This window comes from Stutzerimonas kirkiae (assembly GCF_004327335.1).
Classification (GTDB): Bacteria; Pseudomonadota; Gammaproteobacteria; order Pseudomonadales; family Pseudomonadaceae; genus Stutzerimonas; species Stutzerimonas kirkiae.
In genome coordinates this window covers 1-26,091 of record NZ_QJUO01000033.1, presented here as the reverse complement: position 1 = coordinate 26,091, position 26,091 = coordinate 1, and the positions used below count along the sequence as shown (strand labels likewise).

Sequence of the window (26,091 nt, the reverse complement as noted above, 5' to 3'; positions counted from 1 at the left end):
TGTTCGTCCAGCTTTCAGCCTCAAGCCTCCAGCGGCTGTTTTGGGAAGAAAAGCATGCTCCAAGTCGAGAAGCTGCACCAATACTACAGCGGCAGCCATATCCTCCGTGGCCTGTCGTTCGAAGCCAGGGTCGGCGAGGTCACTTGCCTGCTCGGGCGTAACGGGGTCGGCAAGACCACCCTGCTCAAGTGCCTGATGGGCCTGCTGCCGGCGAAAGAGGGTTCGGTGAGCTGGGAGGGCCGCGTCATCACCCACTTCAAGCCACACCTGCGGGTGCAGGCCGGCATCGCCTATGTGCCCCAGGGGCGCGAGATATTCCCGCGCCTGTCGGTGGAGGAAAACCTGCTGATGGGCCTGTCGCGCTTCAGCGCCGGGCAGGCCAGGGAGGTGCCGGCCTTCATCTACGAGCTGTTCCCGGTGCTGCTGGAAATGAAACAGCGCCGTGGCGGCGACCTCTCGGGCGGCCAGCAGCAGCAACTGGCGATTGGCAGGGCACTGGCCAGCCAGCCGCGCCTGTTGATCCTCGACGAACCGACCGAGGGCATCCAGCCGTCGGTGATCAAGGAGATCGGCCAGGTCATCGGCAGGCTGGCCGAGCGCGGCGACATGGCGATCCTGCTGGTGGAGCAGTTCTACGACTTCGCCGCCGAACTGGCCGACCAGTACCTGGTGATGAGCCGTGGCGAGATCGTCCAGCGTGGCCGCGGCGCCGATATGGAAGCCGACGGCGTGCGCGCCCTGGTGGCGATCTGACTGGCCCGCTGATTGCCAGTATCTGGCCCTACGGCGCGCGGGCGATTGCTCCTATGGTGAAAACACTTATGAACCGGCAGGTGCTTCGATAAAAGCGCTGGAGGTTGGAACGCTGGACGAAAAACACCGGATGCCCCGCTCTTTCGTCCAGCCTCCAACTGTCCAGCGCTGTTTTCGGCTCTTTGCCGTGCATAGCGCGATCCCTCTGCATGATCGCGACACTCGATACCCGACACGACACTCGCCTAGGCAGAACCCAGCGGACACAAGAGGTCAACCATGAGCCATCCCGTCAGCAACGATTACGTTCACTCACTGGACCGCCAGTACGTCTTCCACTCATGGTCCACGCAAGGCGCGCTCGACCCGCTGGTCATCGCCGGCGGCGCCGGCTGCAAGCTGTGGGACTACGCCGGGCGCGAGTACCTGGATTTCAGCAGCCAACTGGTCAATACCAATATCGGCCACCAGCATCCCAAGGTGATCGCCGCCATCCAGCAGCAGGCCGCCAGCCTGGCGACCATCGCCCCGGCCACCGCCAACCTGATGCGTGGCGAAGCGGCCAAGCGCATCCTGTCCCACGCGCCGGAGAACTTCGCCAAGGTGTTCTTCACCAACGCCGGCGCCGACGCCAATGAAAACGCCATGCGCATGGCGCGGCTGTTCACCGGCCGCGACAAGATCCTCTCGGCCTACCGCTCCTACCATGGCGGCACCGGCGCGGCCATCGTCGCCACCGGCGACCCGCGCCGGGTGCCGAACGAATACGCCCGCGGCCACGTGCACTTCTTCAACCCCTACCTGTACCGCAGCGAATTCGACGCCGCCGACGAACAGGAAGAATGCAGCCGCGCGCTCAAGCACCTGCGCCGCGTCATCGAGTGCGAAGGCCCCAACTCGATCGCCGCCATCCTGCTGGAAAGCATCCCCGGCACCGCCGGCATCCTGGTGCCGCCGGCGGGCTACCTGAAGGGTGTGCGCGCCCTCGCCGACGAATTCGGCATCGTGCTGATACTCGATGAAGTGATGGCCGGCTTCGGCCGTACCGGCAGTTGGCTGGCGCTGGACCAGTTCGAGGTCAGGCCGGACCTGATCACCTTCGCCAAGGGCGTCAATTCCGGCTATGTGCCCGCCGGCGGCGTGATGGTCTCGCAGCCGATCAGCGAATACTTCGACACGCACTACTTCCCTGGCGGCCTGACCTACTCCGGCCACCCGCTGGCCATGGCCGCCATCGTCGCCACACTGGATGCGATGGCCGAGGAAGGCATCGTCGACAATGCCCGGCATATCGGCCAGGAAATCCTCGGCCCGGGCCTGCGGGCGCTGGCCGACAAGCATTCGCTGATCGGCGAGGTGCGTGGCCTGGGGCTGTTCTGGGCGGTGGAACTGGTCAGCGATAGGCAGCGCCGAACGCCGCTGCCGGCGGCACTGATGGCCAAGCTGAAAAGCGGGCTGCTGGAGCGCGGGCTGCTGCCATTCGTCGTGGAAAACCGCCTGCACGTGGTACCGCCGTGCATCATCCAGGAGCCGGAGGTGCGCCAGGGGCTGGCCGCCATCGACGAGGTCCTTGGCACCCTCTGAGCGCCACGCCTCTCAAGGTCTTTGCCAGAATGAACAGTGGGGCATGTCTCCCTCTCCCGCCAGGCAGGCAGGCAGTCCGGGCCATCGCAACAGTGCCTTGACGGGCGCTACCCATTCTCTATCCAAAGCGCCTTGACGGGCGCTACCCATTCTCTATCCAAAGCGCCCTGACGGGCGCTACCCATCCTCTATCCAAAGCGCCCTGACGGGCGCTACCCATCCTCTCGCAGACTACTGTATGCACACCTCTTCGCCTCTCGGGGTCCGCGTTCCTGTGCGGGTGCCAGGTGGCGGGACGGAGCACGCGTGAATACATCCCTGTAGCTCTTCGCCGCCACCTGGCATCCGCACAGCCACTTCCGGCGGTGCCTGAAGGATAAGAGCGGGTGAGCCTGCGACCGTGGCACCTGGGTTCCCGCCTGCGCGCAATACTGTCCGGTATGTATTTTGCCTTAGGGGGGCTGGAAGGCTTGTGAAACCTGAAGGGAACGGCTTGAACCCGTGCATGTCGACTCAATCTCGCTGTCATGGGCCGCGACAGTCGAGCAATGGCACAACTTGTTGTACGCACATCGCTGTGCTCAAGCTATTCGCCCTTCTCCCCTTGCGGGAGCAGGGGAACGTCGGACGTGGCCAGATGGGTACACCGCATAGCCCGCAAGGAGGGAATGGAACTGCCCGCCTACCTGAAAACACTATCGACAGTGCAGGCATGAAAGCGCGAAATGGAATTACAACAGGCTAAATCATTCTCAGGCATTAATCGTGCTGGACAGTCGTGCGCCTGCGCGGGAACGACGAGGCGGGCTTTTTCTCGCCGTCACCTCGCTATTCGCTGCGAGCCCGGCCAACGCTTCTCCGGGCCATAGGCCTGACCCACCCAGCAGCGGAATCCCCCCCCCAAGTCGCATAAACACGTTGAAAGGCCAGGGGCTGAGAACCTGTTCAGAATCTCACGAACCAAGGCCGACGCGCCTCGGCGCCTTCAGCCCGAGGCCTGCCGCTCCAGCACCTGCGCCAGCTCGCGTATTCCCGGTTGGATGCGCTCGGCCTCGATGGCATGGAAACCGAGGCGGAAGAAGTTGCGCGCCGGCCGGGCATCGAAGAAGAACTGCGCGCCCGGCTCGATCAGCACACTGCGCTGCGCCGCCGCCCAGGCCAGGCGCTGGGTATCGACGCCCTCCGGCGCGGCCAGCCAGAAGGCACCGGTGCCCACGCTGCCGAGGTGCCGGCAATCGCCCAGGTGGCTGTGCATCACCTGCTCCAGCAACTCGCGACGGCGCCAGTGCTCCTCGCGGAAGCGCCGCAGGTGCGCATCGTAGTGCCCCTGGGCGAGGAACTCGGCGAGCATGCGCTGGTTGTTCATGGGCGGATGGCGATACATCAGGCGGCGCAGTGCACGCAGTTCGCCGACCAGTTCGGCATCGGCCACCAGATAGCCCATGCGCAGGCCCGGCGCGAACGCCTTCGACAGGCTGCTCATATAGATCACCCGGCCGCTGTTGTCGCTGGCCTTGAGCGCCGGTTGCGGGTGGCTGTCGAAATTCAGCTCGGCATCGTAGTCGTCCTCGATCAGCACCTGGTCGTGCTGGCGGATCTGCGCCAGCAATGCCTGGCGTCGTGGCGCGCTCATGCTGACGCCAGTCGGCACCTGATGGCCCGGCGTGACATAGAGATAATCGCAACCCTCCAGCCGCGGGTCGACCAGCATGCCCTGGTCATCCACCTCCTGCAGATGGACCTCGGCCTCGCGCAGCTCGAAGACATTGAGCGCATCGCGAAAGCCCGGGTTCTCCATGCCCACCCGCACATCGCCGTTCATCAGCAGCGCGGCCAGCAGGTAGAGCGCATTCTGCGAGCCCAGTGTCAGCAGGATTTCGTCGGGACGCGCCCAGATACCGCGCTTGGGCAGCACGCGGGTGCGCAACTGCTCGATCAGCGCCGGATCGTCCTGGTCGAAACCGTCGCGCAGCCAGCCGTGATCGCGGTCATTGCGCAGGCTGTTGCGCGAAACCTCGCGCCAGCGCTCCAGGGGAAACAGCGAGTCGATCGGCTGGCCATAAATGAAGGGATAGCGATAGTCCCGCCAGTTACCGGGCCGCAACAGCCCATGGCGGATACCGACAGCCAGCTTGTAGCGATCGCACCATGATGGTGCATTGCCGGCACCATCCCCATCCGCCCGCCCAATATCGAGGCATGGTGCCAGGCGTGGTGGGGCCTCTTCAGGATCGACAGCGCTGTAGTCGGGGTGCAGGTAATAGCCGCTGCGCGGTCGGCTGATCAAGTAACCGCTGTCCAGCAGGCTCTCGTAGACCAGCGCCACGGTATTGCGCGAGACCGACAGTTGCTGCGACAGCTTGCGGCACGAGGGCAAGGGCTCGTCGGCGGGAAAACCGCCGGCCAGAATCGCCGAAACCAGCGACTCCCGCAGTTGCTCCTGGAGGCCGCGCCGCTGGTCGAAATCAAGGTGAAAGAAGTGATCTATCATCGCCGCCGTTGCCAGGGTGAAATTGCCATTGGCGCAGCAAGGAGTGCGCCAGACGTCCAACTGGCCAGACCAATCGGGCCAACTGTCCCTATGGTATGGCCAGGGCCTTGCAAGATGCCAGGAACACCTTCTCGTCAACTGGAGCAGACCTATGAAGCACTCGATCGATACCCCATCGTTGGCCAAGGCGCACACCCTGCTACGCAAGCTGGCCCTTGCCGCCGGCCTGCTCGGCGCCTGCCTGACGGCCCAGGCCGACCTGGCCGACGTCAAGGCACGCGGTTACCTGGCGGTGGCCACCGAAGACGACTATGCGCCGTTCAACTTCATCGTCGACGGCAAGCCGGAAGGTTTCCACAAGGACCTGCTGGAAGACTTCAAGGCCTTCGCCGGCAAGTCCGGCTTCGACGTGCGCCAGGAAATCCTGCCCTGGACCGGCCTGCTCGCCTCGGTCGCCTCCGGCCAGTACGACATGGGCTATACCGGCGCGCTGGTCACCGATGACCGCCTGCGGGTGTTCAACTTCGCCCCGCCGTTCGCCTCGGCGCAGCATTACTACGTCAAGCGCAAGGGCGACGACAGCATCGGCGACATCGCCAGCCTGAGCGGCAAGACTGTCGGTCTGCAGGCCGGCAGCGCCCTGCTGGCACGCCTGCCGGAACTGAAGAAAATGCTCGAAGCCGGCGGCGGCAAGCTCGGCAAGGTGGTGGAATACCCGTCCTACCCGGAAATCTACGCCGACCTGGCCAATGGCCGGCTGGACTACGTGGTCAACTCGGTGACCTCGGTCAACGACCTGGTCAAGGCCAAGCCCGAGGTCTTCGCCAAGGGCCTGCCGGTTTCCGGCAACGGCTTCGCCGCCTGGCCGGTGCCGAAGAACAGCCCCGAACTGCTGAAGCTGCTGACCACCTTCATGCAGGAAGTGCATGCCAGCGGCCGGCTGGCCGAGCTGCAACAGAAATGGTTCGGAGAATCCTTCGACGACCTGCCGCTCGAACCCATCACCAGCGTCAAGCAGTTCCACGAACTGGCGAATATCGAATGAGTCCCCGGCGGGCCGCCCTAGCGGTGGCCCGCACCTGCCACTTCGAGGGTTCACGACATGAATGGTCAAGCCTGGTTACTGCTGCTCGAAGGCGCCTGGACCACCCTGTGGATATCCGGCGTCTCCATCGCCATCGGCGTGCTGGTCGGCCTGGGCATCGCCCTGCTGCGCATGGCACGGATTCCCTTCCTCGACCAGTTGCTGGTCACCTACGTCAGCCTGGCCCGGGCCACACCGCTGGTCACCCTGGTGCTGTTCCTGTTCCTCGCCGGCCCCACCCTGGGCCTCGGGCTCTCCCGCGAAACGGCGGCGATCCTGGCGCTGACGTTGAACACCGCCGCGTTCAACGCGGAAATCTGGCGCTCCGCCTTCATCAGTTTCTCCCGTGAACAGAAGGAGGCGGCGCTGGCCTGCGGCATGACCAACCGGCTGTTCTTCCGCCGCATCATGCTGCCGCAGATGCTCACCAGCAGCCTGCCCGGCCTGGTCAACGAGATGTCCTTCCTGATCAAGAGCAGCCCCGCCATCGCGGTGATCGGTATCGTCGACCTGACCCGCGTCACCAACCGCATCTCGGCGGTCACCTACGAGCCGCTGCCACCGATCCTCGCCGCCGGGCTGTTGTACATGCTGATCATCGGCATCCTGCTGCGCCTGCAAGCCATCGCCGAAAAGAAAGCCAGCCGTCTGGCCATGTAAGGAGATAGACCCATGAGCGAATGGCTGATTCTCTGGGATGCGCGCGACGCCTTCCTGGCGGGCGCACTGAATACCCTGCTGCTGTTCTTCGTTTCCGTCAGCGCCGCCTTCATCCTCGGCGCCGCGCTGCTGTACCAACTGGAACAGGGTGGCTGGGCCACGCGGCCACTGCGCTGGCTGATCGACCTGATGCGTATGCTGCCGTTCCTGGTGCTGGCCTACCTGCTCTACTACGGCCTGCCTTCCCTCGGCCTGAAAATGAGCGCCTGGAGCGCCGGCCTGATCGCCCTGGCGATCTACCACGCGGCCTACTTCGCGGAAATCCTGCGGGGCGCCCGGGTGCTGATGCCCGAGGGCCAGATCGAGGCGGCCAAGGCCCATGGCTTCACGCCGCTGCGGCTGTTCCTGCGCATCATCCTGCCGCCACTGGTGATCAAGACCCGGCCATTGATGGGCAACCAGTTGATCTATGCGCTCAAGGACACCGCCTTTCTCACCATCATCACCGTGCAGGAACTGACGGCGGCGGCCAACTCCGTGTCGGCCACCTACTTCATTCCGATGGAGGCTTTCATCGTGGTCATCGCCATCTACTGGGCCATCAGCATCTGCCTGGAACTGGCCCTCAAGTGGGCCGGTCGCTTCGGCGTCAAACGAGGATTCGAACATGTCTGACATACCCGCGGTAAGCATCGAGCGGCTGAGCAAGAGCTTCGACGGCGTCGAGGTGCTGCGCGACATCGACCTGGTGGTCAACAAGGGTGAAGTGGTCAGCGTGCTGGGCTCTTCCGGTTCGGGCAAGTCGACCATGCTGCGCTGCATCAACTGGCTGGAGCAGCCGGACCGAGGCACCATCCGCATCGCCGGCCAGCGCATCGGCGTCGACGAGAAGACCGGACGCGCCATGGGCAACCGCGAACTGGCGGCCATCCGCGCTCGTACCGGCATGGTGTTCCAGAGCTTCAACCTGTGGCCGCACCTGACCGTGCTGCACAACGTCATGGAAGCGCCAATGCAGGTCAAGCGCATCTCCCGCGACGAAGCACGCGCCACCGCCAGCGCCCTGCTGGAAAAGGTCGGCATGCAGCACAAGCAGGATGCCTACCCGCACACCCTGTCCGGCGGCCAGAAACAGCGCGTGGCCATCGCCCGCGCGCTGGCCATGAGCCCGGAAGTGATCCTCTTCGACGAACCCACCTCGGCCCTCGACCCCGAGCGCGTCGGCGAGGTGCTGACGGTGATGAAGAACCTTTCCGCCGAGGGCTACACGATGATCGTGGTGACCCACGAAATGGACTTCGCCCGCGCCGTCTCCGACCAGGTGGTGTTCCTCGAGAAGGGCAAGATCATCGAGAAGTCCGACCCGGAGAAATTCTTCACCCGCCCGGATACCGAGCGGGTCCGCAAATTCCTGGAACTGGCCGACTGAGAAGCTGTTCACGATCTCGCGAGCTGGAGCCCTGCAAGGCACAACGACCGAAGGGAGTAACAGCCACGCTGGCCCGAAGGGCGAACGCAGTGAGTCAAAAGCGCAGTTTACGAATGGTAAATGAGCATTTGCTTCGCTTCGCCCACCTTCGGGGCCGTGCTGAAGCACGTTCAACCTTTGGCTGTGAGCCTGTTTTTAATGCAGCAGGGCCGACGCGCAGCGGATCGTGAGCAGGTTCTGAAACCGCCCAGCCCATTCCCCAACCTGAGAGGTCAATATGAGCAAAGTCGTCTTCATCACCGGCGCCACATCCGGTTTCGGCCAGGCCAGCGCCCGCCGCTTCGCCGCCGACGGCTGGTCGCTGGTACTCAGCGGTCGCCGCCTGGAACGCCTGCAGGCACTGCAGGACGAACTGGCCGGCCAGGTGCCGGTGCATATCGCCACACTGGACGTGCGCGACAGCGACGCCGTGCAGAAGGTGGTCGCCGAACTGCCGGAAGCCTTCCTGCCGATCCGCACCCTGGTCAACAACGCCGGCCTGGCACTGGCGCCGGAACCGGCGCAGAACGTGGCGCTGGAGGACTGGCACACGATGATCGACACCAACATCAAGGGCCTGGTCAACGTCACCCACGCGCTGCTGCCCAGCCTGCTGCGCACCGGCAAGGGCGCCAGCATCATCAACATCGGCTCCATCGCCGGCCAGTGGCCCTACCCCGGCAGCCACGTCTACGGTGCCTCCAAGGCCTTCGTCAAACAGTTCAGCTACAACCTGCGCTGCGACCTGCAGGGCACCGGCGTGCGTGTCACCGACCTCGCGCCGGGCATCGCCGAGACCGAGTTCACCCTGGTCCGCACCAAGGGCAACCAGGCCGCCTCCGATGCCCTCTACCGCGGCACCACCGCGCTGAGCGCCGAGGATATCGCCGAGCAGATCCACTACATCGCCAGCCTGCCGGACCACATCAACATCAACCGCGTGGAAGTGATGCCGACGCGCCAGGCCTGGTCGTCGTTCGCCATCGACCGCGACTGAGGCATCCGCGCTGCACCTTCAGGGCGCAGAAGGCACGCCTCTTGCTCTGTCTTGTCCCATCGACCGGACAGAGCCTCCTCGGATTGCCATGAATGCCCCGCACACACCGTTCACGCCAAGCTGGCAGGCCGAACTGGAGCTGGGCTATGCCTGCTTGCTGGGTCGCACCGTTCCAGTGCACAGGAAGCACCTCGGCCCCTTGCGGGTGCAGAAGCACCTGCACGCCGAAGGGCCGGGGGTGTGCCAGCACATCATCGTGCACCCGCCCGGCGGCATCGCCGGCGGCGACCGGCTGAACATCACCGCGACAGTCGGCGAGAACGCCTGGGCACAATTGACCAGCCCCGGCGCGGCCAAATGGTATCGCGCCGCCGCCCCGGCGCATCAACGACTGCGGTTGCGCGTCGAGGCGGGCGCGACCCTGGAGTGGCTGCCGCAGGAAACCATCGTCTATTCCGCCGCCCAGGCGCACCTGGACAGCCGCATCGACCTGCTCGGCGACGCCCGCCTGTGCTACTGGGATGTGATCGCCCTGGGCCGCCCGGCCAGCGGCGAACGCTTCGACCTCGGGCACCTGCAGGCGCGCCTGGAGATCCGCCGCGATGGCCGCCTGTTGTGGCATGAGCGCCAGCGCGTCGAAGGCGGCGACGGCCTGCTCGACTCGCCCATCGGCCTCGATGGCCAGCCGGTGTTCGCCACCCTGATCGTCACCGGAGAAGCCGATGCCGGGCTGCTCGAACGCTGCCGCGAACTGGCCACCCGGCACCCCGGCCTGCGTGCCGACCTGACCCAGTTGCCCGGCCTGCTGCTCGGCCGTTGCCTGGCCGCCGAAGCGCTGCATGCACGCGCCTGGCTGATCGACCTGTGGCATCTGCTGCGCCCCGCCCTGCTGGGCCGCGATGCCGTACCCCCACGAATCTGGAGCACCTGAGATGGACTTGTCCCCCCGTGAAAAAGACAAGCTGCTGATATTCACCGCCGGCCTGCTCGCCGAACGGCGGCTGGCGCGAGGCGTCCGCCTCAACTACCCGGAAACCATCGCCTATATCTCCGCCGCGCTGCTCGAGGGCGCCCGCGATGGCCGCACGGTGGCCGAACTGATGCACCTGGGCACCACCCTGCTCGGCCGCGAACAGGTGATGGAAGGCGTGCCGGAAATGATCCCGGAAATCCAGGTCGAAGCCACCTTCCCCGACGGCACCAAGCTGGTCACCGTGCACCAACCCATCGCTTAGCCACAAGCTGCAAGGAGCCCCACCCATGATCCCCGGCGAATACCAGATCCAGCCTGGCGACATCGAACTCAACGCCGGCCGTCGCACCTGCACGCTGACGGTGGCCAACAGCGGCGACCGGCCGATCCAGGTCGGTTCGCACTACCACTTCTTCGAGGTCAACGACGCCCTCGACTTCGACCGCGACAGCGCCCGCGGCATGCGCCTGAACATCGCCGCCGGCACCGCCGTACGCTTCGAACCGGGCCAGCGCCGCGAGGTGGAACTGGTCGAACTGGCCGGCCAGCGCCGCGTGTTCGGCTTCGCCGGGCGGGTGATGGGAAATATCTGAAAAGACGACAAGAGCGGCTGGAGGCCAGAGGCTGGACGGATGAGCTGCTTTTTCGTCCAGCCTCCAGCCTTTAGCCTCCAGCGAATTGGAAGGAACTCAAAGCATGAAGATTTCCCGTCAGGCCTACGCCGACATGTTCGGCCCCACCGTCGGCGACAAGGTGCGCCTGGCCGATACCGAGCTGTGGATCGAAGTGGAGAAGGACTTCACCAGCTACGGCGATGAAGTGAAATTCGGTGGCGGCAAGGTCATCCGCGACGGCATGGGCCAGAGCCAGTTGAACGCCGCCGAGGTCGCCGACACGGTGATCACCAACGCACTGATCATCGACCACTGGGGCATCGTCAAGGCCGATGTCGGCCTCAAGGACGGCCGTATCGCCGCCATCGGCAAGGCCGGCAACCCGGACATCCAACCGGACGTGGACATCGCCATCGGCGGCGCCACCGAAGTCATCGCCGGCGAGGGCATGATCCTCACCGCCGGTGCCATCGACACCCACATCCACTTCATCTGCCCGCAGCAGATCGAAGAGGCGCTGATGAGTGGCACCACCACCATGATCGGCGGCGGCACCGGCCCGGCCACCGGTACCTTCGCCACCACGGTCACCCCCGGCCCCTGGCACATGGCCAATATGCTCAAGGCCGCCGACGCCTTCCCGATGAACATCGGCTTCACCGGCAAGGGCAACGTCTCGCTACCACAGCCGCTGATCGAACAGGTCGAGGCCGGCGCCATCGGCCTCAAGCTGCACGAAGACTGGGGCACCACGCCCGCCGCTATCGACAACTGCCTGGCGGTGGCCGACCAGTACGACATCCAGGTGGCGATCCATACCGACACCCTCAACGAATCCGGCTTCGTCGAAACCACCCTGGGCGCCTTCAAGGGCCGCACCATTCACACCTACCACACCGAGGGCGCCGGCGGCGGCCACGCCCCAGACATCATCAAGGCCTGTGGCTTCGCCAACGTGCTGCCCAGTTCGACCAACCCGACCCGGCCGTTCACCCGCAACACCATCGACGAACACCTGGACATGCTGATGGTCTGCCACCACCTCGACCCGAGCATCGCCGAGGACGTGGCCTTCGCCGAAAGCCGCATCCGCCGCGAGACCATCGCCGCCGAGGACATCCTGCATGATCTCGGCGCCTTCTCCATGATCAGCTCCGACAGCCAAGCCATGGGCCGCGTCGGCGAAGTGATCACGCGCACCTGGCAGACCGCCGACAAGATGAAGAAGCAGCGCGGCCCGCTGCCCGGGGATGCGCCGGGCAACGACAACTTCCGCGTCAAGCGCTACATCGCCAAGTACAGCATCAACCCGGCGATCACCCACGGCATCAGCCATGAAGTCGGCTCCATCGAGGTGGGCAAGCTGGCCGACCTGGTGCTCTGGCGCCCGGCCTTCTTCGGCGTCAAGCCGACCCTGATCCTCAAGGGCGGCGCCATCGCCGCCAGCCTGATGGGCGATGCCAACGCCTCGATCCCGACGCCGCAACCGGTACACTATCGCCCCATGTTCGGCAGCTACGCCGGCATGCTGCACGCCACCAGCCTGACCTTCATCAGCCAGGCCGCGGCGGACGCCGGCGTACCGCGGAAACTCGGGCTGCAGAAGCGCATCGGCGTGGTCAAGGGCTGTCGCGAAGTGAAGAAGACCGACCTGATCCACAACGACTACCTGCCGGACATCGAGGTCGACCCGCAGACCTACCAGGTCAAGGCCGATGGCCAGTTGCTCTGGTGCGAGCCAGCCGAAGTACTGCCGATGGCGCAGCGGTATTTCCTGTTCTAGCAGGGCGCGCGGGGCGCCTGCCGGCAGCGCACCGCGTAGCACCTTGCCAGGGTCGAGTGTCGCAGTGAACGCAGGGTGCCCGCGCACCTGAACGTCCGACGCCACGACCCCCGGCGCGCACGGCGCCCCCTACAGCGCATTCGATGTGCTAGAGGCTGTTGACGTTTCGCTTTAACTTATTGATTCGGATGGAAATATATTTCCAATCCAGCCCTCCGAACGGGCTTCTTCGAGGCACAAGCGGCCTTCGGCCTTCGATTAAAAGCGCTGATGGCTGAACGCTGGACGAAAGCGCTGGCGCCGTGTGCCGCTCGTTCAGCCTCCAGCCAAGCGCTTTTCGGCTGTCCGCTTGTGCCTCCGATCCGGCCATCCATGCCGAAACGTCAACAGACCCAGGGCGGGCCCGGCATGTGGAAATCCTCAATCGCAGGGGTTGAGACTATCAACTTCTCGCCTCTTTTCATGCCCGCTACCTTGCCCGTCACGACCCAAAGACAGCAAAGGAGCGACTCATGGAGCGTACTACCCTTTCCCCTCGACGCCTGCTGGGCTGCGCCAGCCTGCTATCCGCCGCCCTGCTGGCGGCTGCGCCGGCGTTGCAGGCCAGCCCGATGAGCAACCAGGATTGGTGGCCCGACCGGCTCGACCTCTCCATGTTGCGCCAGCACAACCCGTCCTCCAGCCCCATGGCAGCGGATTTCGACTACGCCAAGGCGTTCGAGAGCCTCGACCTGGAGGCGGTGAAAAAGGATATCGAGGCCACCCTGACCAACTCGCAGGACTGGTGGCCGGCCGACTTCGGCAACTACGGCCCCTTCTTCATCCGCATGGCCTGGCACAGCGCCGGCACCTACCGCACGCTGGATGGCCGCGGCGGCTCCGACGGCGGCCAGCAGCGCTTCGACCCCCTCAACAACTGGCCTGACAACGTCAGCCTGGACAAGGCACGCCGCCTGTTGTGGCCGGTCAAGCAGAAGTACGGCGCCAGCATTTCCTGGGGCGACCTGATGGTGCTGGCCGGCACCGTCGCGATGCAATCGATGGGCATGCAGACCTTCGGCTTCGCCGGCGGCCGTGCCGATGACTGGGAGCCCGACCTGGTCTACTGGGGCAACGAAGGCGAATGGCTGGCCACCAGCGACAAGCCAGGCAGCCGCTACTCCGGCGATCGCAAGCTGGAAAGCCCGCTGGCCTCGGTGCAAATGGGCCTGATCTATGTGAACCCGGAAGGCCCCGACGGCAAGCCCGACCCGCTCGCCGCCGCCAGGGACATCCGCGACACCTTCGGCCGCATGGGCATGAACGACGAGGAAACGGTCGCGCTGATCGCCGGCGGCCATACCTTCGGCAAGGCGCACGGCGCGCACAGCCCGGAAAAATGCCTGGACGCCGACCCGGCTGCCGCCGCCGTCGAAGAACAGGGCCTCGGCTGGAAGAACAAATGCGGCAAAGGCAACGCCGAAGACACCATCACCAGCGGCCTGGAAGGCGCATGGACCACCAGCCCGACGACATTCACCTCCCAGTACCTCTCCAACCTCTTCGCCTGGAACTGGGTGCAGACCAGGAGTCCGGCCGGCGCGGTCCAGTGGATCCCGTCCGATCCAGCGGCCGCCGCGATGGTTCCCGACGCGCACATCAAGGACAAGCGCCATGCCCCCATCATGTTCACCACTGACCTGTCGCTGCGCGTCGATCCGGCCTACGAGAAGATAGCGCGGCGCTTCCTGGAGAACCCCAAGGAGTTCGAGCTCGCCTTCGCCAAGGCCTGGTTCAAGCTGACCCACCGTGACCTCGGCCCGCGCACGCGCTATCTCGGCGCCGACGTGCCCGGGGAAGAACTACTGTGGCAGGACCCGATCCCGGCGCTCGACCACAAGCTGATCGACGCCAAGGACACGGCAGCGCTCAAGGCCAGAATCCTCGCCTCGGGCCTCGGCAACGCCGAACTGGTCCGCACCGCCTGGGCCTCGGCGGCCTCGTTCCGCGGTTCCGACATGCGCGGCGGCGCCAACGGTGCGCGCCTGCGTCTCGCTCCGCAGAAGGACTGGGCTGTCAACGACCCAGCCGAACTTGCGAAAGTGCTGGCCAGGCTGGAACGCATCCGCAAGGACTTCAACGCCGGCCTCAAGGGCGGCAAGCAGGTTTCCCTCGCCGACGTGATCGTACTGGCCGGCTCCGCCGCCGTCGAAGCCGCCGCCCGCAAGGCCGGCCACGATGTGCAAGTACCATTCACACCGGGACGCATGGACACCTCGCAAGACAAGACCGACATCGTCTCGTTCGCCGCACTGGAACCGAAGGCCGACGGCTTCCGCAACTACTACAGCCAGGACGCCCGCCTCTCTCCAGCCGAAATGCTGGTCGACAAGGCCAACCTGCTGACGCTGAGCGTGCCGGAAATGACCGTACTGGTCGGCGGCCTGCGTGTGCTGGACGCCAACGCAGGGGGCAGCCGGCACGGTGTGCTCAGCAATAACCCGGGCAGTCTGTCGAACGACTTCTTCGTCAACCTGCTGGACATGTCCACGGTCTGGTCTAAGGCGTCGAGCGAGGGGCTGTACGAAGGCCGCGACCGCAACAGCGGCGCGCTCAAATGGACAGCGACCCCTGTCGACCTGGTGTTCGGCTCCAACTCGGAACTGCGCGCGATCTCCGAGTACTACGCCGCCAGCGACGCCAGGGAGTCGTTCGCCCGGGACTTCGTCAAGGCCTGGAGCAAAGTGATGGAACTCGACCGTTTCGAGCAGCAGCTCTGACATAGGGTCTGTTGACGTTTCGACGCGACCGCGCCGGAGCCAGTTTTTGCACGAGGCAAGGCGCGAGATGCGAAGTTTGTTCAGCGCGTCCATGCGCTTCACCCCTTCGGGGCTTACGCCCCAAAACGCTCCTGGCGTTTTTGTAGTGGGCTAAATGAGCCATCGAGTAACGCAGCCTCGTGTAAAACTGGCCCGGTCCTTCGGATTGTGCGAGAAATAGTCCCCGCTGTCGTTGCAGGACTTGACAAGGGAGTGGCCATTACCCGCGTCCTGCGCAATCTCCAGGGATGGAGTGAATGCCGCAAGCCCGTCAGGAACGGGCGCGGCCTGACCGGGGGCTATTTCTCGCGACAACGCGGCTTGCGACGAAACGTCAACAGACCCCTAACGGTAAACGGGCCGGGCCCCGCCACAGCAGAGCCCTGGTCGCCCTCCGACCGGGGCGCTGCTCCGATCATCGCTGGAAACCCGGGCAGGCTATCGCAAAAATCAATGACGGCGATTGAACGTCTCGATTCGGCTGGCATGGCCGCGACTGCTAGCCTCCCCCCACTATCGAGTGTCGCAGTGGATGACAGCGGCTTTCCGGGTGCGCCAGGCGCACCTGGGGCAGCGGCGTCGATCGTTCTCCCCGCGGCGACTCCGCTGCTCCGCGACACCCTGTCGTAGCCATGCATCCGTTCGCCGCCGTGCAGGCCGCGTCCCGCCTGCCAAAGGAGACTCCCTTGACCCTGCGTGAACTGCGCTACCTGATTGCCCTTGCCGATCATCGTCATTTCGGCCGGGCCGCCGATGCATGCCATATCACCCAGTCCACGCTGTCCATCCAGTTACGCAAGCTGGAGAGCTACCTCGGCCAGACCCTGGTGGACCGCCAGGGCGGACGACCGGCGCTGACCCCCATCGGCGAACGGATCGTCGAACGGGCACGACGCCTGCTCGCCGAGGCCGACGGCATCCTGGCTCTGACCCGCATGCGCGCGAGCCCGCTGGAAGGCGCAGTGACGCTGGGCATCATTCCGACCCTGGCGCCTTACTATCTGCCGCACCTGCTGCAAACGGTCGGCGAGGTCTTTGCCAAGCTGCAACTGGTGGTACAGGAGGGGCTGACCGCCGACCTGTGCGGACGGCTCGATGACGGTGGGCTGGAAGTCGCCTTGCTGGCCCTGCCGAATCCGCTGGCGGCGTTCGCCCGTTCGGCCGAATGCATGAAATGCGAAGCGACCGTGCAAGCCTTGCCTGAACCGCTCGACCTGGATGTCTACGAACTGCGTGTACTGTTCGACGAGCCTTTCCTGGTAGCCGTTCCAGCGGATCATCCACTCGCGCTACAGGCCACGGTGGCGACCGCTGAACTGGACGACCTCGAGTTGCTGTTGCTCACCGACGGCCACTGCCTGCGTGGGCAGGCGCTGGGCATCTGCCAACGCCATGAGCCGCAGGCGGACGGCGCCATGGATTGCCGCGCCACCAGCCTGGAAACCTTGTTGCACCTGGTCGCCGCCGGCCGGGGCTGCACCCTGCTGCCAGCGCTGGCAGCCCGCCATGTCGATCAGTCCAGGGTCGCCATCCGGCCACTGCGCGGCGGCGAGTACCGGCGCATCGGGCTGGTGTGGCGACGCACCCATCCACGCGGGCAGGAATTCAAACTGCTGGCCGATACCCTGTGCCGTGCGTCCCCTGGCGAGACGACACCCTGGCCAGCACCGTGACCCGGCAAACAGAATGGGAAATCTGTCTGGCGCCTTGCCATAGGGTGCGCCGTGCGCACCAGGGATAGCGTCGTCGACCGTCAAGGTGGGGCGCCCAGCGCCCCTACGCAAATCGCTGCTAGCGCAACTGGCTGTCCTTGCTGCCGCGTCGGTTGTAGCCGCTGAACTGCGCCTGCTCGCGATCATGCTCGCCCTGGCAGGCCACGCACAGGCGCACACCGGGGACAGCCTGGCGGCGTGCCTCGGGGATCGGCGCATCGCACTCTTCGCAGTGGCTCAGGCTCTCGCCCCTGGGCAACTGACTGCGCACGCGCTGCACGGCGTCCTCGATGGTACTGTCGATCTGCTCCTGAACGGCGCCATCTTGCGCCCAGCCGGTTGCCATGAGCGTTCTCCCGGTGATGAATGGCCCAGACGGAAGATATGGACGACAAAGCACCGTTTTGCAAGCGCCCTGCCGGGTCAGCCGTCGCGGCTCACTCCTTGACCTGCATATACTCCTCGGCCCACTCCAGATACTCCTCGGCGGTGGAGTACTTCACCGAGAGCTGCGAGGCATTCAGGTCGCAGGCATCGATCTGGCGCTGCTCGCGCAGGCAGTCGTAGGTGGCCTTGATCGCCGCGAAGTAGGCGGCATGGCCATTGACCACGATACGCACGCCGAGCGCAGCCAGGCGGGCGTTATCGCGCAGGCGCGGGTTGCCGTAGGTCACCAGCATCAGCGGTACGCTGAGCTTTTCCGCAACCTGTTCGAGCTGTTCGAAATCCTCGATACCGACCAGGCAGATACCATCGGCGCCAGCGGTCTGGTAGGCCTGGGCACGGGCGATCACTTCCTCTATGCCGATCACCTTGGCATTGGTGCGGGCGATGATGCACAGCTCCGGGTCGACCCTCGCCTCCAGCGCCGCGCGGATCTTGCCGACCGCCTCGAATTGGCCGATCAGGTCGGTGGACTTGCGGCCGAACTTGGCCGGCAGCAGGGTATCCTCGATGGTCAGCGCGGCGATGCCGGCGCGCTCCAGCTCGACCACGGTGCGCATCACGTTGAGCGCGTTGCCATAACCGTGATCGGCATCGGCGATGATCGGCAGGCGGGCGACCCGCCCGATGCGCACCGCCTGCTCGACGAACTCGCTCAGGGTGATCAGCGCGAAGTCCGGCGCGGCCAGTACCTGCAGGGAGGCCACAGAGCCACCGAGGATACCGACCTCGAAACCAAGGTCGGCGGCGATGCGCGCGGACATCGGATCGAACACCGAGGCGGTGTGGTAGCAGCTGTCGGACGCGAGCAACTGACGGAAATTGGTTCTCAAGGTGTGATGGGACAGTCTTTGCATTTATTTTTCTCTCGCACGCATTCTTCAATGATATCCGCTAGCCGACAGCGAGCCTGTGCTGTCGGCGTTGTAGGTAGGCCATGCCCAGGCCGCTGCCGATGATCACGGCAAAACCCAGCAACGCTCCGGTGTCCGGCGTGTGCCGGTAGACGAAGTAACCGATGAGCCCGGCGAACAGGATCTGCCCGTAGGTGAACGGGGCCAGTGTCGCCGCGCTGGCATAGCGAAAAGCATGGGTCAGCAGCAGGTGCGCGATCATCCCCAGGCCACCCAGCGAAACCATCAGCAGCGCATCCTCGACGGAGGGCACTCGCCAGTTGAAAAGCACCAGCACGCTCAACACCACACTGCCGACCAGGCTGGAAAGAAAGTTGCTGGTGACCGGGTGATCCGTTCCACTCAAGCGGCGCGTGAGCAACTGGTAAAGGGTAAAACACAGCGCTGCGCCTATCGGCAACAGTATCGCCGGCGTGAACAGGGCGCTCCCCGGTCGCACGATAGCCAGTACGCCCAGCAAGCCACAGATCACCGCCGCCCACTGGCCGGTGCCGATCCGCTCGCCGAGCCAGGCGCTGGCCAGGGTAACCAGCATGGGCGTAAGGAAGATGACAGCCGTCGCCTCGGCCAGCGGAATATAACTCAAGCCACTGATGAACAGCAGGCTCACCCCCACCAGGCTGGCGCCACGGCACAATTGCAACAGTGGCCGTGCGGTCTGGAACACTCTGCGGCCCATGCGCGGTGTGAACAGCATCAGCATCAGCCCGGTCTGCGACACATAGCGGACCCACACCACCAGGATCACCGGGTAGAACTGGGTCAGGTACTTGGAAAGGCCATCATGGCTCGCCAGCAGCAGGCCAGCGGCAAGGATCAGCAGGATACCGAAAAAAGGCTTGTTGTCTTGGTTCAAAACGCAACCCGCGACAGAATGATTAGCTTGCTAATTATGCGCCGAAAAGCTTCCAGTGTCAGGCAGCATCCGCATGCCAGCGGGGTGCCCGCGCTGTTCACCGCAAAGGGCCGAGCCGGGCGCTGCAAGGCTGGAGGCTGAACGAAAGAGCATGGCAACCGGTGTCTATCGTCCAGCTTTCCAGCCTTCAGCGCCTTCACCGAAGCGGCTTGCCCGGGCAGGGCGCGATCGCCCTGCACATGCCATAAGCGCGCCAACCTGGCTTATCATCGGCTACCCGAACTCCAGCGAGATCCCCCCATGTTCGATCTGCGGCCCATGTGCGAAAGCGATATTCCCGACGTGATGTCCATCCAGGCCGAGTGCTATCCCGTCGATGTCCTCGAAGAGGAAAGCGTCGTACGCGCGCGCCTCGCCAGCCAGCCCGGGTTCGGCTGGGTCGCCGAAGACCGCCAGGGCGTCTGTGCCTACCTGTTCGCCTATCCTTCGCGGGTCGGCAAGGTAACGCCGCTGGATGGCGAGTTCCAGCAGCAGGTACAGGCCGACTGCCTCTACCTGCATGACCTCGCCGTGCACCCCCGGGCGGCGGGCCGCCGCATCGGCCCGGCCCTGGTCGGGCATGCGCTGGAGCAAGCCCGCAGGCTCCGCTTGCGCTATTCGGCGCTGGTTTCGGTACAGCAATCCCACGACTTCTGGGCGCGCCAGGGCTATGCCCGGCATGACCGGCTGGAGCCGCAGCAACTCGACAACCTGGCCAGCTATCGGATTCCCGCCATCTATATGGTGCGCGAGCTATTGAGCACCAATAACGAGCACGACAATCAATAAAGCCCCACCATGAAGCATGCGATCGCCTCATTTCCATGCACGCATCGGTACACGCGCAGTGCGCATCGAGTTGGCAAGCACTTTGCTCGACTTGCCTACTCGACTGGATTCGGAACGCTTTCATGCTGGTCATACGCCAACGCACCACACCGCCCCCGACCTGGGATGCCGAACTGGAACTGAACTACGACGCCCGTAGCAAGAGCCGCCTGCGCTGTTTCAGCACGGCAGGCGAGGATATCGGCCTGTTCCTCGAGCGCGGCCAGCCCCCCCTGCGCGATGGTGAATGCCTGCTGGCCGAGGATGGCCGCATCGTACGCGTCAAGGCGCGCCCCGAGCAGTTGCTGCACGTCACCTGCACCAGCGCCTTCGAACTGACGCGCGCCGCCTACCACCTGGGCAACCGCCATGTCGCCCTGCAGATTGGCGATGGCTGGCTGCGCCTGCTCGACGACTATGTACTCAAGGACATGCTGACCCAGCTCGGCGCTCGCACCGAAGCCATCGAAGCGCCTTTCCAGCCCGAGCATGGCGCCTATGGCGGCGGCCATCACCATTCGCATGCCGGCGACGCCGAATTCAGCTACGCACCGCTGCTGCACCAGTTCGGCAGCCGCCCGTGAACCCGTATGGAACCTGGGGTTTGCTACGCCTGGCCAGCCCGCAGTTACCCATCGGCGGCTATAGCTATTCCCAGGGTCTGGAGCAGGCCATCGAAAGCGCTCGCGTCAGCGACGCCGACAGCGCCCAGCGCTGGCTGCACGACCAATTGCTGCTGAACCTGGCGCGTTTCGAGGCGCCACTGTTGCTGGCCCATTGCCAGGCGGCGGCCAGCGAAGACTGGGTGCGCCTGGAACGGCTCGCAGAACAGCACCAGGCCAGCCGCGAAACCCGCGAACTGCGCCTGGAAAGCCGGCAGATGGGCTATTCGCTCAGGCAATTGCTCGACGGCCTGCCCGAACTGGACGAGCTGGCCCGCGCACTGTTCCAGCGCATCGAAGATCCCGGCTTGGCGCTGGGCTGGGCACTGGCCGCCCGCGCCTGGCGGATCGACGCGGAGGAAGCGCTGGCCGCCTGGCTGTGGAGCTGGCTGGAAAACCAGTTGGCGGTGCTGATGAAATCCCTGCCGCTCGGCCAGCAAGCCGCCCAGCGGCTGACCTCCGAACTGTTGCCGGTACTGCGCCAGGCACAGCAGCACGCCAGTGACATAGATCCCGATAACTGGGGCAGCGCCGCGTTCGGCCTGGCCCTGGCGAGCATGGCGCACGAACGCCAATACAGCCGCCTGTTCCGATCCTGACTGGAGAACCACAGATGAACAACCAACCCCTGCGCATCGGCATCGGCGGCCCGGTCGGCTCCGGCAAGACCGCCCTGACCCTGGCACTGTGCCAGGCGCTGCGCGAGCGCTACAACCTGGCGGTGGTCACCAACGACATCTACACACAGGAAGACGCCCAGTTCCTGGTGCGCAACGAGGCACTGGCCCCGGAACGCATCATCGGCGTGGAAACCGGTGGCTGCCCGCACACGGCGATCCGCGAAGACGCCTCGATCAACCTGGAGGCGGTGGAACAACTCAACCGGCGCTTCCCCGGTCTCGACCTGATCATCGTCGAATCCGGCGGCGACAATCTGTCGGCCACCTTCAGCCCGGAACTGTCCGACCTGACGATCTACGTGATCGATGTCTCCGCTGGCGACAAGCTGCCGCGCAAGGGCGGCCCCGGCATCTGCAAATCCGACTTGCTGGTGATCAACAAGATCGACCTCGCGCCCATGGTCGGCGCCTCGCTGGAGATCATGGAACGCGACTCGAAACTGATGCGCGGCGACAAACCCTTCGTCTTCAGCAACCAGAAAACCGGCGAAGGTCTCGACCGCATCATCGCCTTCATAGAACGCCACGGCATGCTCGGTGCCCTCTGACCCATCAGGAGAACATCATGAACCCGAAAAGAATCTGCGCCGCCCTGGCCCTGCTGCTCACGCCCACACTGGCCATGGCTCACCCCGGCCACGACCATGCCGGCCTGCTCTCGGGCATCAGCCACCCGCTGCTCGGCCTCGACCACCTGCTGGCGATGCTCGCGGTCGGTCTCTGGGCCGCGCAGCAACAGGGCAAGGCGCGCTGGGCGCTGCCATTGGCCTTCGTCGGCAGCATGCTGGCCGGCGGCCTGCTTGGCTTCGCCGGCCTGCAGATGCCGCTGATGGAAACCGGCATCGCCGCCTCGGTGCTGGCGTTCGGCCTGCTGGTGGCCCTGGCGGTGCGCCCGCCGCTGGCATTGGCCGCCGGCCTGACCGCACTGTTCGCCGTGGCCCACGGCGTCGCCCACGGCCTGGAATTGCCTGCGCTGTCCAGCCCATGGGGCTATGCCGCCGGCTTCGTCATGGCCACCGCCGCACTGCATGCCGCCGGCTTCGCCCTGGTGCGCTACCTGCCACAGGCCGCCGCACCGCTGGTGCGTATCCTCGGCGCCGCCTCGGCAGTCGCCGGCGCCTGGTTGCTGGCCGCCTAGCAGCCCCCGAGGGAGCGATCCTGGCCGCGAAGCCTTCGGCTCCATTCGCGGGCAAGACCGCTCCTACGAGGCCTGTTCGCTGCGCGCCGGCACAGCGACGAAGAAGCGGCCTTGTGGCCCATGGGATTTTTGCGGCAGCTAGCGGAAAGGCGGTTCATCGAAACTGCGCAACTTGCGCGAATGCAGCGAATCAAGCTGATTGCGCAGCAGGTCCAGGGCACTGATACCGATCTTCAGATGCTGGCTGACCGCACGCTCGTAAAAGGCATTGGCCGAACCCGGCAACTTGATCTCGCTGTGCAGTGGCTTGTCCGAGACACACAGCAAAGTGCCGTAGGGCACCCGCAAGCGATAGCCCTGGGCGGCGATGGTGCCGCTCTCCATATCCACCGCCACCGCCCTGGCCAGGTTGATCAATGGACGCTCCTGGGCCCAGCGCAGCTCCCAGTTACGATCATCGTAGGTCAACACGGTACCGGTGCGCAGGCGCTTCTTCAGGGCATCACCCTTCTCGCCGGTAACCTGTGCCGCGGCCTCTTGCAGTGCCTGTTGTACCTCGGCCAGGGCCGGCAGCGGGATATTCGGCGGCAGCACGCGATCGAGAATACCGTCGCGCCGCATATAGGCATGGGCCAGCACATAGTCGCCGATGGTCTGCGACTGGCGCAGGCCGCCACAGTGGCCGATCATCAGCCAGCAGTGCGGACGCAACACGGCCAGGTGGTCGGTGATGTTCTTGGCATTGGACGGGCCGACACCGATATTCACCAGCGTGATGCCATGGCCATCCTCGGCGATCAGGTGGTAGGCCGGCATTTGATAACGATGCCAGACGACACCGGCAATGATCGCCTGCGCCTCGCCCTCCTCCATACCACGCTCGACGACGATATTGCCGGGCAGCACCATGCGCACGAAACGACTGCCGTCGTGCAACTGGTCGAGGCCATGACGGATGAACTGGTCGACATAACGGTGGTAGTTGGTCAGCAGGATCCATGGCTGCACATGGCGCCAGTCGCTGCCGGTGTAATGCACCAGGCGGCGCAGGGAGAAATCCACCCGCGCCGCGTCGAACAGCGCCAACGGGAACGGATCGGCGTGCTCCCAGTCATGCAGGCCGTCGGCAACATCGTCACATGCGGCGGACAGGTCGGTACTGGGAAATACCCGCGACAGTTCGGCGGCGGTCACCCCACTGCCGGCCAGTTCGTCCCCCTGCTCGACGACATAGGGATAGGGGATGAAGCGATCACTGACACCCACCTCGACCCGTACGCTGAAGTCATGCATCAAGGGTGTGAGCTGGTCCAGAAGATAACGGCGAAAAGCCGCGGGGTGCGTGACGGTGACACTATAGACCCCCGGCACCTGCACTTTGGCATAGGCCCGGGTGGAAACCGGGATCTCGCCGGCGCACTGGTAGGTCAGGCGCAACTCGGGATAGCGGAAGAGGGTCCGTTGGGACGCGTCGGGAGCGACCCGCTCCTTGAGATAACGCTTGAGCGCCTGGCTCAAGGCCTGGGTGGCCTGCTGGTGCAATTGCCCGAGAAGGTCGACAGCCTCTTCGGCACTGGTGGCGACGGTAAATCCATCGCGCGCTTGAAAACTCATTGAATCGCTCCTGACTGTTCGATGCACACCATCTTGCCTGCTCACGCATGACAAGGGTAGCGTCGTTCGAACCTCAGGCGCTGATGGAGATAGTCCCCCCGAGAGAAAGCCCGCCAAGCACGCCGCCGCCCAGTCCGGTCGCGATATCCTCGGTATCGCTCAACAGGCGGTTGATCTTCTCCAGCTCCTTGCGCGAATCCGCATCGCTCAGGTCCACACTGCTTTTCAGCAACTCCAGCAAGGACTTGAGTCGATTCAGCACATCCTTGATCAACTCCGCATCCTCGCGACGCTGGCGCGCGGCACTATTGTCCTGATTACTCAGGTAGGCTCCCAGAGAATTGGCTTCTTGCTGTGCGGACTGGGCTTGAGTCTCAGCCTGGTCCGGGGAAGCCTCAGCCTCAGTCCCCGTAAGCTCATCCTCAGCGAGTGCATCCACATCCGATGCCTCCCGCAATTCCGCCTCGATCGCCTGCATCCCATCGGAAACGTATGGTGCGACGGCCTCATCTTCAGAAACCAAGGCGGCCGGCTCCAGGGCCTCCCCCGACACAGCCGGGGAATCATCCACCGCCAGAGATGCTCCCCCACTCGAAGAACCGACTTGCTTGAGTATCTGTGCCGCCTGTCCGAGCTCCTGCGCCAACTGGCGTATCTCTCGCAGCATCCCCTTGGATGCCAGTCCGCTGGCAACCAGCATCTTCAACATCTTGATGCGCTCTTTCATCTGCTCGATACGCTGCCTGGCAACGGCCTTGCGCGACTCGCTGGCACTCGTCGCGCTCAGCATGTCACGGGAAGCCTTGCGCAAAGCGCTCAGCCGCTGATACAGCGACTCACCAGCCGAGGAAGAGGTACTGGCGTTCCCTTTTTGCACCGTGCCACCCGTGACCTCCGACGCGTCGGTCCCGGATCGGGCTGCAGGGCGAATCACAATGGTCGAAGACGAAATAGGCAGTGTCATGGAAAAACTCCGGGATCAGACATCCATATCGGCGCAGAACAGCCGGAACTTGAGTGGACAACCGCAGCCTTAGCCAAGAAGCCCGGGCATAACCGCCAGGAACGACCACTATCGCCAGGAGCCGATGCAAACCAGCACAGCCCAGGCGAAGATAAAAATGGAGGAAACAAATGAGTGATGCACAGCCCTCCCAAGTCCAGGCCGCCGCCGCGGAAGAATCAAGAGTGAGCGATGAAGAACTGACAACGCTGCTCGAGCAGATTCCCGACTGGAATATCCGGGTTCGAAACGGCGTCAAGCAGTTGGAAAAAGTCTACGGTTTCAAGGATTTCAAACAAGCGCTGAACTTTGTCAACGCAGTCGGCGGCATGGCCGAGAAGGCCAATCATCACCCCGCCCTGCTGCTCGAATGGGGCCAGGTAACCGTCACCTGGTGGAGCCATGAAATCAAGGGGCTTCACCCCAGGGATTTTCAGCTTGCGTCCCGGACAGACGAATTGTCCAAATGAACTCGCCTGTCCCCCGACTATCCCGTGATTTCCATAGCCTGGAGCATTTCTTGCCAGCAGAGGGAGCTGCACTGGCTACGAATTGCCATTCATTTCCATAGCCCAAAAAAGAACGCCCCGATCCATAAGGACCGGGGCGTTCGTGTAGAAGCTTGACGATGACCTACTCTCACATGGAGAAACTCCACACTACCATCGGCGATGCGTCGTTTCACTACTGAGTTCGGGATGGGATCAGGTGGTTCCAACGCTCTATGGTCGTCAAGCAATTCGGTTGCTGCCTCGGGGTTGAGCCGCTGCAGCGAATTGGGTATGTGATGTCTATTTCAAGGCTTTCGTAGTGCTCTTGCAAACTTTCGGTTTGTCGACTTCTCCATCGACACCCTCTGTCTCAGGCTTATGCCCTCGCAGATTGTTTGGGTGTTATATGGTCAAGCCTCACGGGCAATTAGTACTGGTTAGCTCAACGCCTCACAACGCTTACACACCCAGCCTATCAACGTCGTAGTCTTCGACGGCCCTTCAG

The 26,091-nt window shown here is 64.4% G+C and carries 25 protein-coding genes and 2 rRNA genes; 19 read left to right on the top strand and 8 right to left on the bottom strand.

What is annotated here, in order from left to right:
* Nucleotides 1-54 precede the first annotated feature (54 nt).
* Together urtE and DNJ95_RS15800 are read left to right on the top strand one after the other, a co-directional pair.
* Nucleotides 55-753 carry an urea ABC transporter ATP-binding subunit UrtE gene (gene urtE, locus DNJ95_RS15805; RefSeq protein WP_131185690.1) on the top strand — a complete coding sequence of 233 codons (699 nt, stop codon included), beginning with the start codon at nt 55-57 and terminating at the stop codon, nt 751-753.
* A 279-nt stretch (nt 754-1,032) separates the two neighbouring features.
* On the top strand, nt 1,033-2,337 hold the full coding sequence (locus DNJ95_RS15800; RefSeq protein ID WP_131185689.1) for an aspartate aminotransferase family protein: 1,305 nt from the start codon (nt 1,033-1,035) through the stop codon (nt 2,335-2,337).
* 985 nt (nt 2,338-3,322) lie between these two features.
* Here DNJ95_RS15800 and pdxR read toward each other — a convergent pair.
* The gene (gene pdxR / locus DNJ95_RS15795; protein WP_131185688.1) at nt 3,323-4,828 is read right to left on the bottom strand and encodes a MocR-like pyridoxine biosynthesis transcription factor PdxR; all 1,506 of its coding nucleotides are present in this window, start codon (nt 4,826-4,828) and stop codon (nt 3,323-3,325) included.
* Nucleotides 4,829-4,979: 151 nt separating this feature from the next.
* Here pdxR and DNJ95_RS15790 point away from each other — a divergent pair, with 151 nt between their 5' ends.
* The 11 genes from DNJ95_RS15790 (at nt 4,980) to DNJ95_RS15740 (ending at nt 16,878) form a co-directional block, all read left to right on the top strand.
* Nucleotides 4,980-5,873 (top strand): transporter substrate-binding domain-containing protein, encoded by an 894-nt coding sequence (locus DNJ95_RS15790; protein ID WP_131185687.1) that lies wholly within the window; start codon nt 4,980-4,982, stop codon nt 5,871-5,873.
* A gap of 57 nt (nt 5,874-5,930) precedes the next feature.
* Entirely contained in the window at nt 5,931-6,572 is a 642-nt protein-coding gene (locus tag DNJ95_RS15785; protein ID WP_131185686.1) for an amino acid ABC transporter permease, read from the top strand.
* A gap of 12 nt (nt 6,573-6,584) precedes the next feature.
* Complete coding sequence (locus DNJ95_RS15780; protein WP_131185685.1) at nt 6,585-7,247, top strand: amino acid ABC transporter permease; 663 nt, start codon at nt 6,585-6,587, stop codon at nt 7,245-7,247.
* On the top strand, nt 7,240-8,001 hold the full coding sequence (locus DNJ95_RS15775; RefSeq protein WP_131185684.1) for an amino acid ABC transporter ATP-binding protein: 762 nt from the start codon (nt 7,240-7,242) through the stop codon (nt 7,999-8,001). Before DNJ95_RS15780 ends, DNJ95_RS15775 begins: the two co-directional genes overlap by 8 nt.
* Nucleotides 8,002-8,278: 277 nt before the next feature.
* Complete coding sequence (locus DNJ95_RS15770) at nt 8,279-9,037, top strand: SDR family NAD(P)-dependent oxidoreductase (protein ID WP_131185683.1); 759 nt, start codon at nt 8,279-8,281, stop codon at nt 9,035-9,037.
* A gap of 88 nt (nt 9,038-9,125) precedes the next feature.
* Nucleotides 9,126-9,968 (top strand): urease accessory protein UreD, encoded by an 843-nt coding sequence (locus tag DNJ95_RS15765; protein WP_131185682.1) that lies wholly within the window; start codon nt 9,126-9,128, stop codon nt 9,966-9,968.
* 1 nt (nt 9,969) lies between these two features.
* Nucleotides 9,970-10,272, top strand: coding sequence for an urease subunit gamma (gene ureA, locus DNJ95_RS15760; RefSeq protein ID WP_131185681.1), 303 nt, complete (start codon nt 9,970-9,972; stop codon nt 10,270-10,272).
* A gap of 25 nt (nt 10,273-10,297) precedes the next feature.
* The gene (locus tag DNJ95_RS15755) at nt 10,298-10,603 is read left to right on the top strand and encodes an urease subunit beta (protein ID WP_131185680.1); all 306 of its coding nucleotides are present in this window, start codon (nt 10,298-10,300) and stop codon (nt 10,601-10,603) included.
* Nucleotides 10,604-10,706: 103 nt separating this feature from the next.
* On the top strand, nt 10,707-12,407 hold the full coding sequence (gene ureC / locus DNJ95_RS15750; RefSeq protein WP_131185679.1) for an urease subunit alpha: 1,701 nt from the start codon (nt 10,707-10,709) through the stop codon (nt 12,405-12,407).
* Between the two features lie 611 nt (nt 12,408-13,018).
* Complete coding sequence (katG, locus tag DNJ95_RS15745) at nt 13,019-15,166, top strand: catalase/peroxidase HPI (protein WP_131185716.1); 2,148 nt, start codon at nt 13,019-13,021, stop codon at nt 15,164-15,166.
* A 725-nt stretch (nt 15,167-15,891) separates the two neighbouring features.
* Entirely contained in the window at nt 15,892-16,878 is a 987-nt protein-coding gene (locus DNJ95_RS15740) for a LysR substrate-binding domain-containing protein (protein WP_131185678.1), read from the top strand.
* 118 nt (nt 16,879-16,996) lie between these two features.
* On the opposite strand, the gene DNJ95_RS15735 is transcribed toward DNJ95_RS15740, so the two are convergent.
* The 3 genes from DNJ95_RS15735 to DNJ95_RS15725 form a co-directional block, all read right to left on the bottom strand.
* Entirely contained in the window at nt 16,997-17,263 is a 267-nt protein-coding gene (locus tag DNJ95_RS15735) for a DksA/TraR family C4-type zinc finger protein (protein WP_131185677.1), read from the bottom strand.
* 91 nt (nt 17,264-17,354) lie between these two features.
* A complete protein-coding gene (locus tag DNJ95_RS15730) occupies nt 17,355-18,218 on the bottom strand; it encodes an isocitrate lyase/PEP mutase family protein (protein WP_131185676.1) in 864 nt (287 codons plus the stop codon).
* Between the two features lie 37 nt (nt 18,219-18,255).
* On the bottom strand, nt 18,256-19,131 hold the full coding sequence (locus tag DNJ95_RS15725; protein ID WP_131185675.1) for a DMT family transporter: 876 nt from the start codon (nt 19,129-19,131) through the stop codon (nt 18,256-18,258).
* A gap of 318 nt (nt 19,132-19,449) precedes the next feature.
* Between DNJ95_RS15725 and DNJ95_RS15720 the strand changes: the two genes are divergently transcribed.
* The 5 genes from DNJ95_RS15720 (at nt 19,450) to DNJ95_RS15700 (ending at nt 22,478) form a co-directional block, all read left to right on the top strand.
* Nucleotides 19,450-19,959 (top strand): GNAT family N-acetyltransferase, encoded by a 510-nt coding sequence (locus DNJ95_RS15720; RefSeq protein WP_131185715.1) that lies wholly within the window; start codon nt 19,450-19,452, stop codon nt 19,957-19,959.
* Between the two features lie 122 nt (nt 19,960-20,081).
* On the top strand, nt 20,082-20,582 hold the full coding sequence (gene ureE, locus DNJ95_RS15715; RefSeq protein WP_131185674.1) for an urease accessory protein UreE: 501 nt from the start codon (nt 20,082-20,084) through the stop codon (nt 20,580-20,582).
* The gene (locus DNJ95_RS15710) at nt 20,579-21,259 is read left to right on the top strand and encodes an urease accessory protein UreF (RefSeq protein WP_131185673.1); all 681 of its coding nucleotides are present in this window, start codon (nt 20,579-20,581) and stop codon (nt 21,257-21,259) included. The genes ureE and DNJ95_RS15710 overlap by 4 nt, the downstream gene beginning before the upstream one ends.
* Before the next feature lie 14 nt (nt 21,260-21,273).
* Nucleotides 21,274-21,888, top strand: coding sequence for an urease accessory protein UreG (gene ureG, locus DNJ95_RS15705; protein ID WP_131185672.1), 615 nt, complete (start codon nt 21,274-21,276; stop codon nt 21,886-21,888).
* A 17-nt stretch (nt 21,889-21,905) separates the two neighbouring features.
* The gene (locus DNJ95_RS15700; RefSeq protein ID WP_131185671.1) at nt 21,906-22,478 is read left to right on the top strand and encodes a HupE/UreJ family protein; all 573 of its coding nucleotides are present in this window, start codon (nt 21,906-21,908) and stop codon (nt 22,476-22,478) included.
* A gap of 138 nt (nt 22,479-22,616) precedes the next feature.
* On the opposite strand, the gene amn is transcribed toward DNJ95_RS15700, so the two are convergent.
* Nucleotides 22,617-24,092 carry an AMP nucleosidase gene (gene amn, locus DNJ95_RS15695; RefSeq protein ID WP_131185670.1) on the bottom strand — a complete coding sequence of 492 codons (1,476 nt, stop codon included), beginning with the start codon at nt 24,090-24,092 and terminating at the stop codon, nt 22,617-22,619.
* A 73-nt stretch (nt 24,093-24,165) separates the two neighbouring features.
* Complete coding sequence (locus tag DNJ95_RS15690; protein WP_131185669.1) at nt 24,166-25,056, bottom strand: hypothetical protein; 891 nt, start codon at nt 25,054-25,056, stop codon at nt 24,166-24,168.
* Between the two features lie 170 nt (nt 25,057-25,226).
* On the opposite strand from DNJ95_RS15690, the gene DNJ95_RS15685 reads away from it, so the two are divergent.
* Nucleotides 25,227-25,565 (top strand): 4a-hydroxytetrahydrobiopterin dehydratase, encoded by a 339-nt coding sequence (locus DNJ95_RS15685; protein ID WP_131185668.1) that lies wholly within the window; start codon nt 25,227-25,229, stop codon nt 25,563-25,565.
* Between the two features lie 150 nt (nt 25,566-25,715).
* Here DNJ95_RS15685 and rrf read toward each other — a convergent pair.
* Nucleotides 25,716-25,831 (bottom strand): 5S ribosomal RNA (gene rrf / locus DNJ95_RS15680).
* Nucleotides 25,832-25,992: 161 nt separating this feature from the next.
* Nucleotides 25,993-26,091, bottom strand: a 23S ribosomal RNA gene (locus DNJ95_RS15675); the annotation flags it as partial.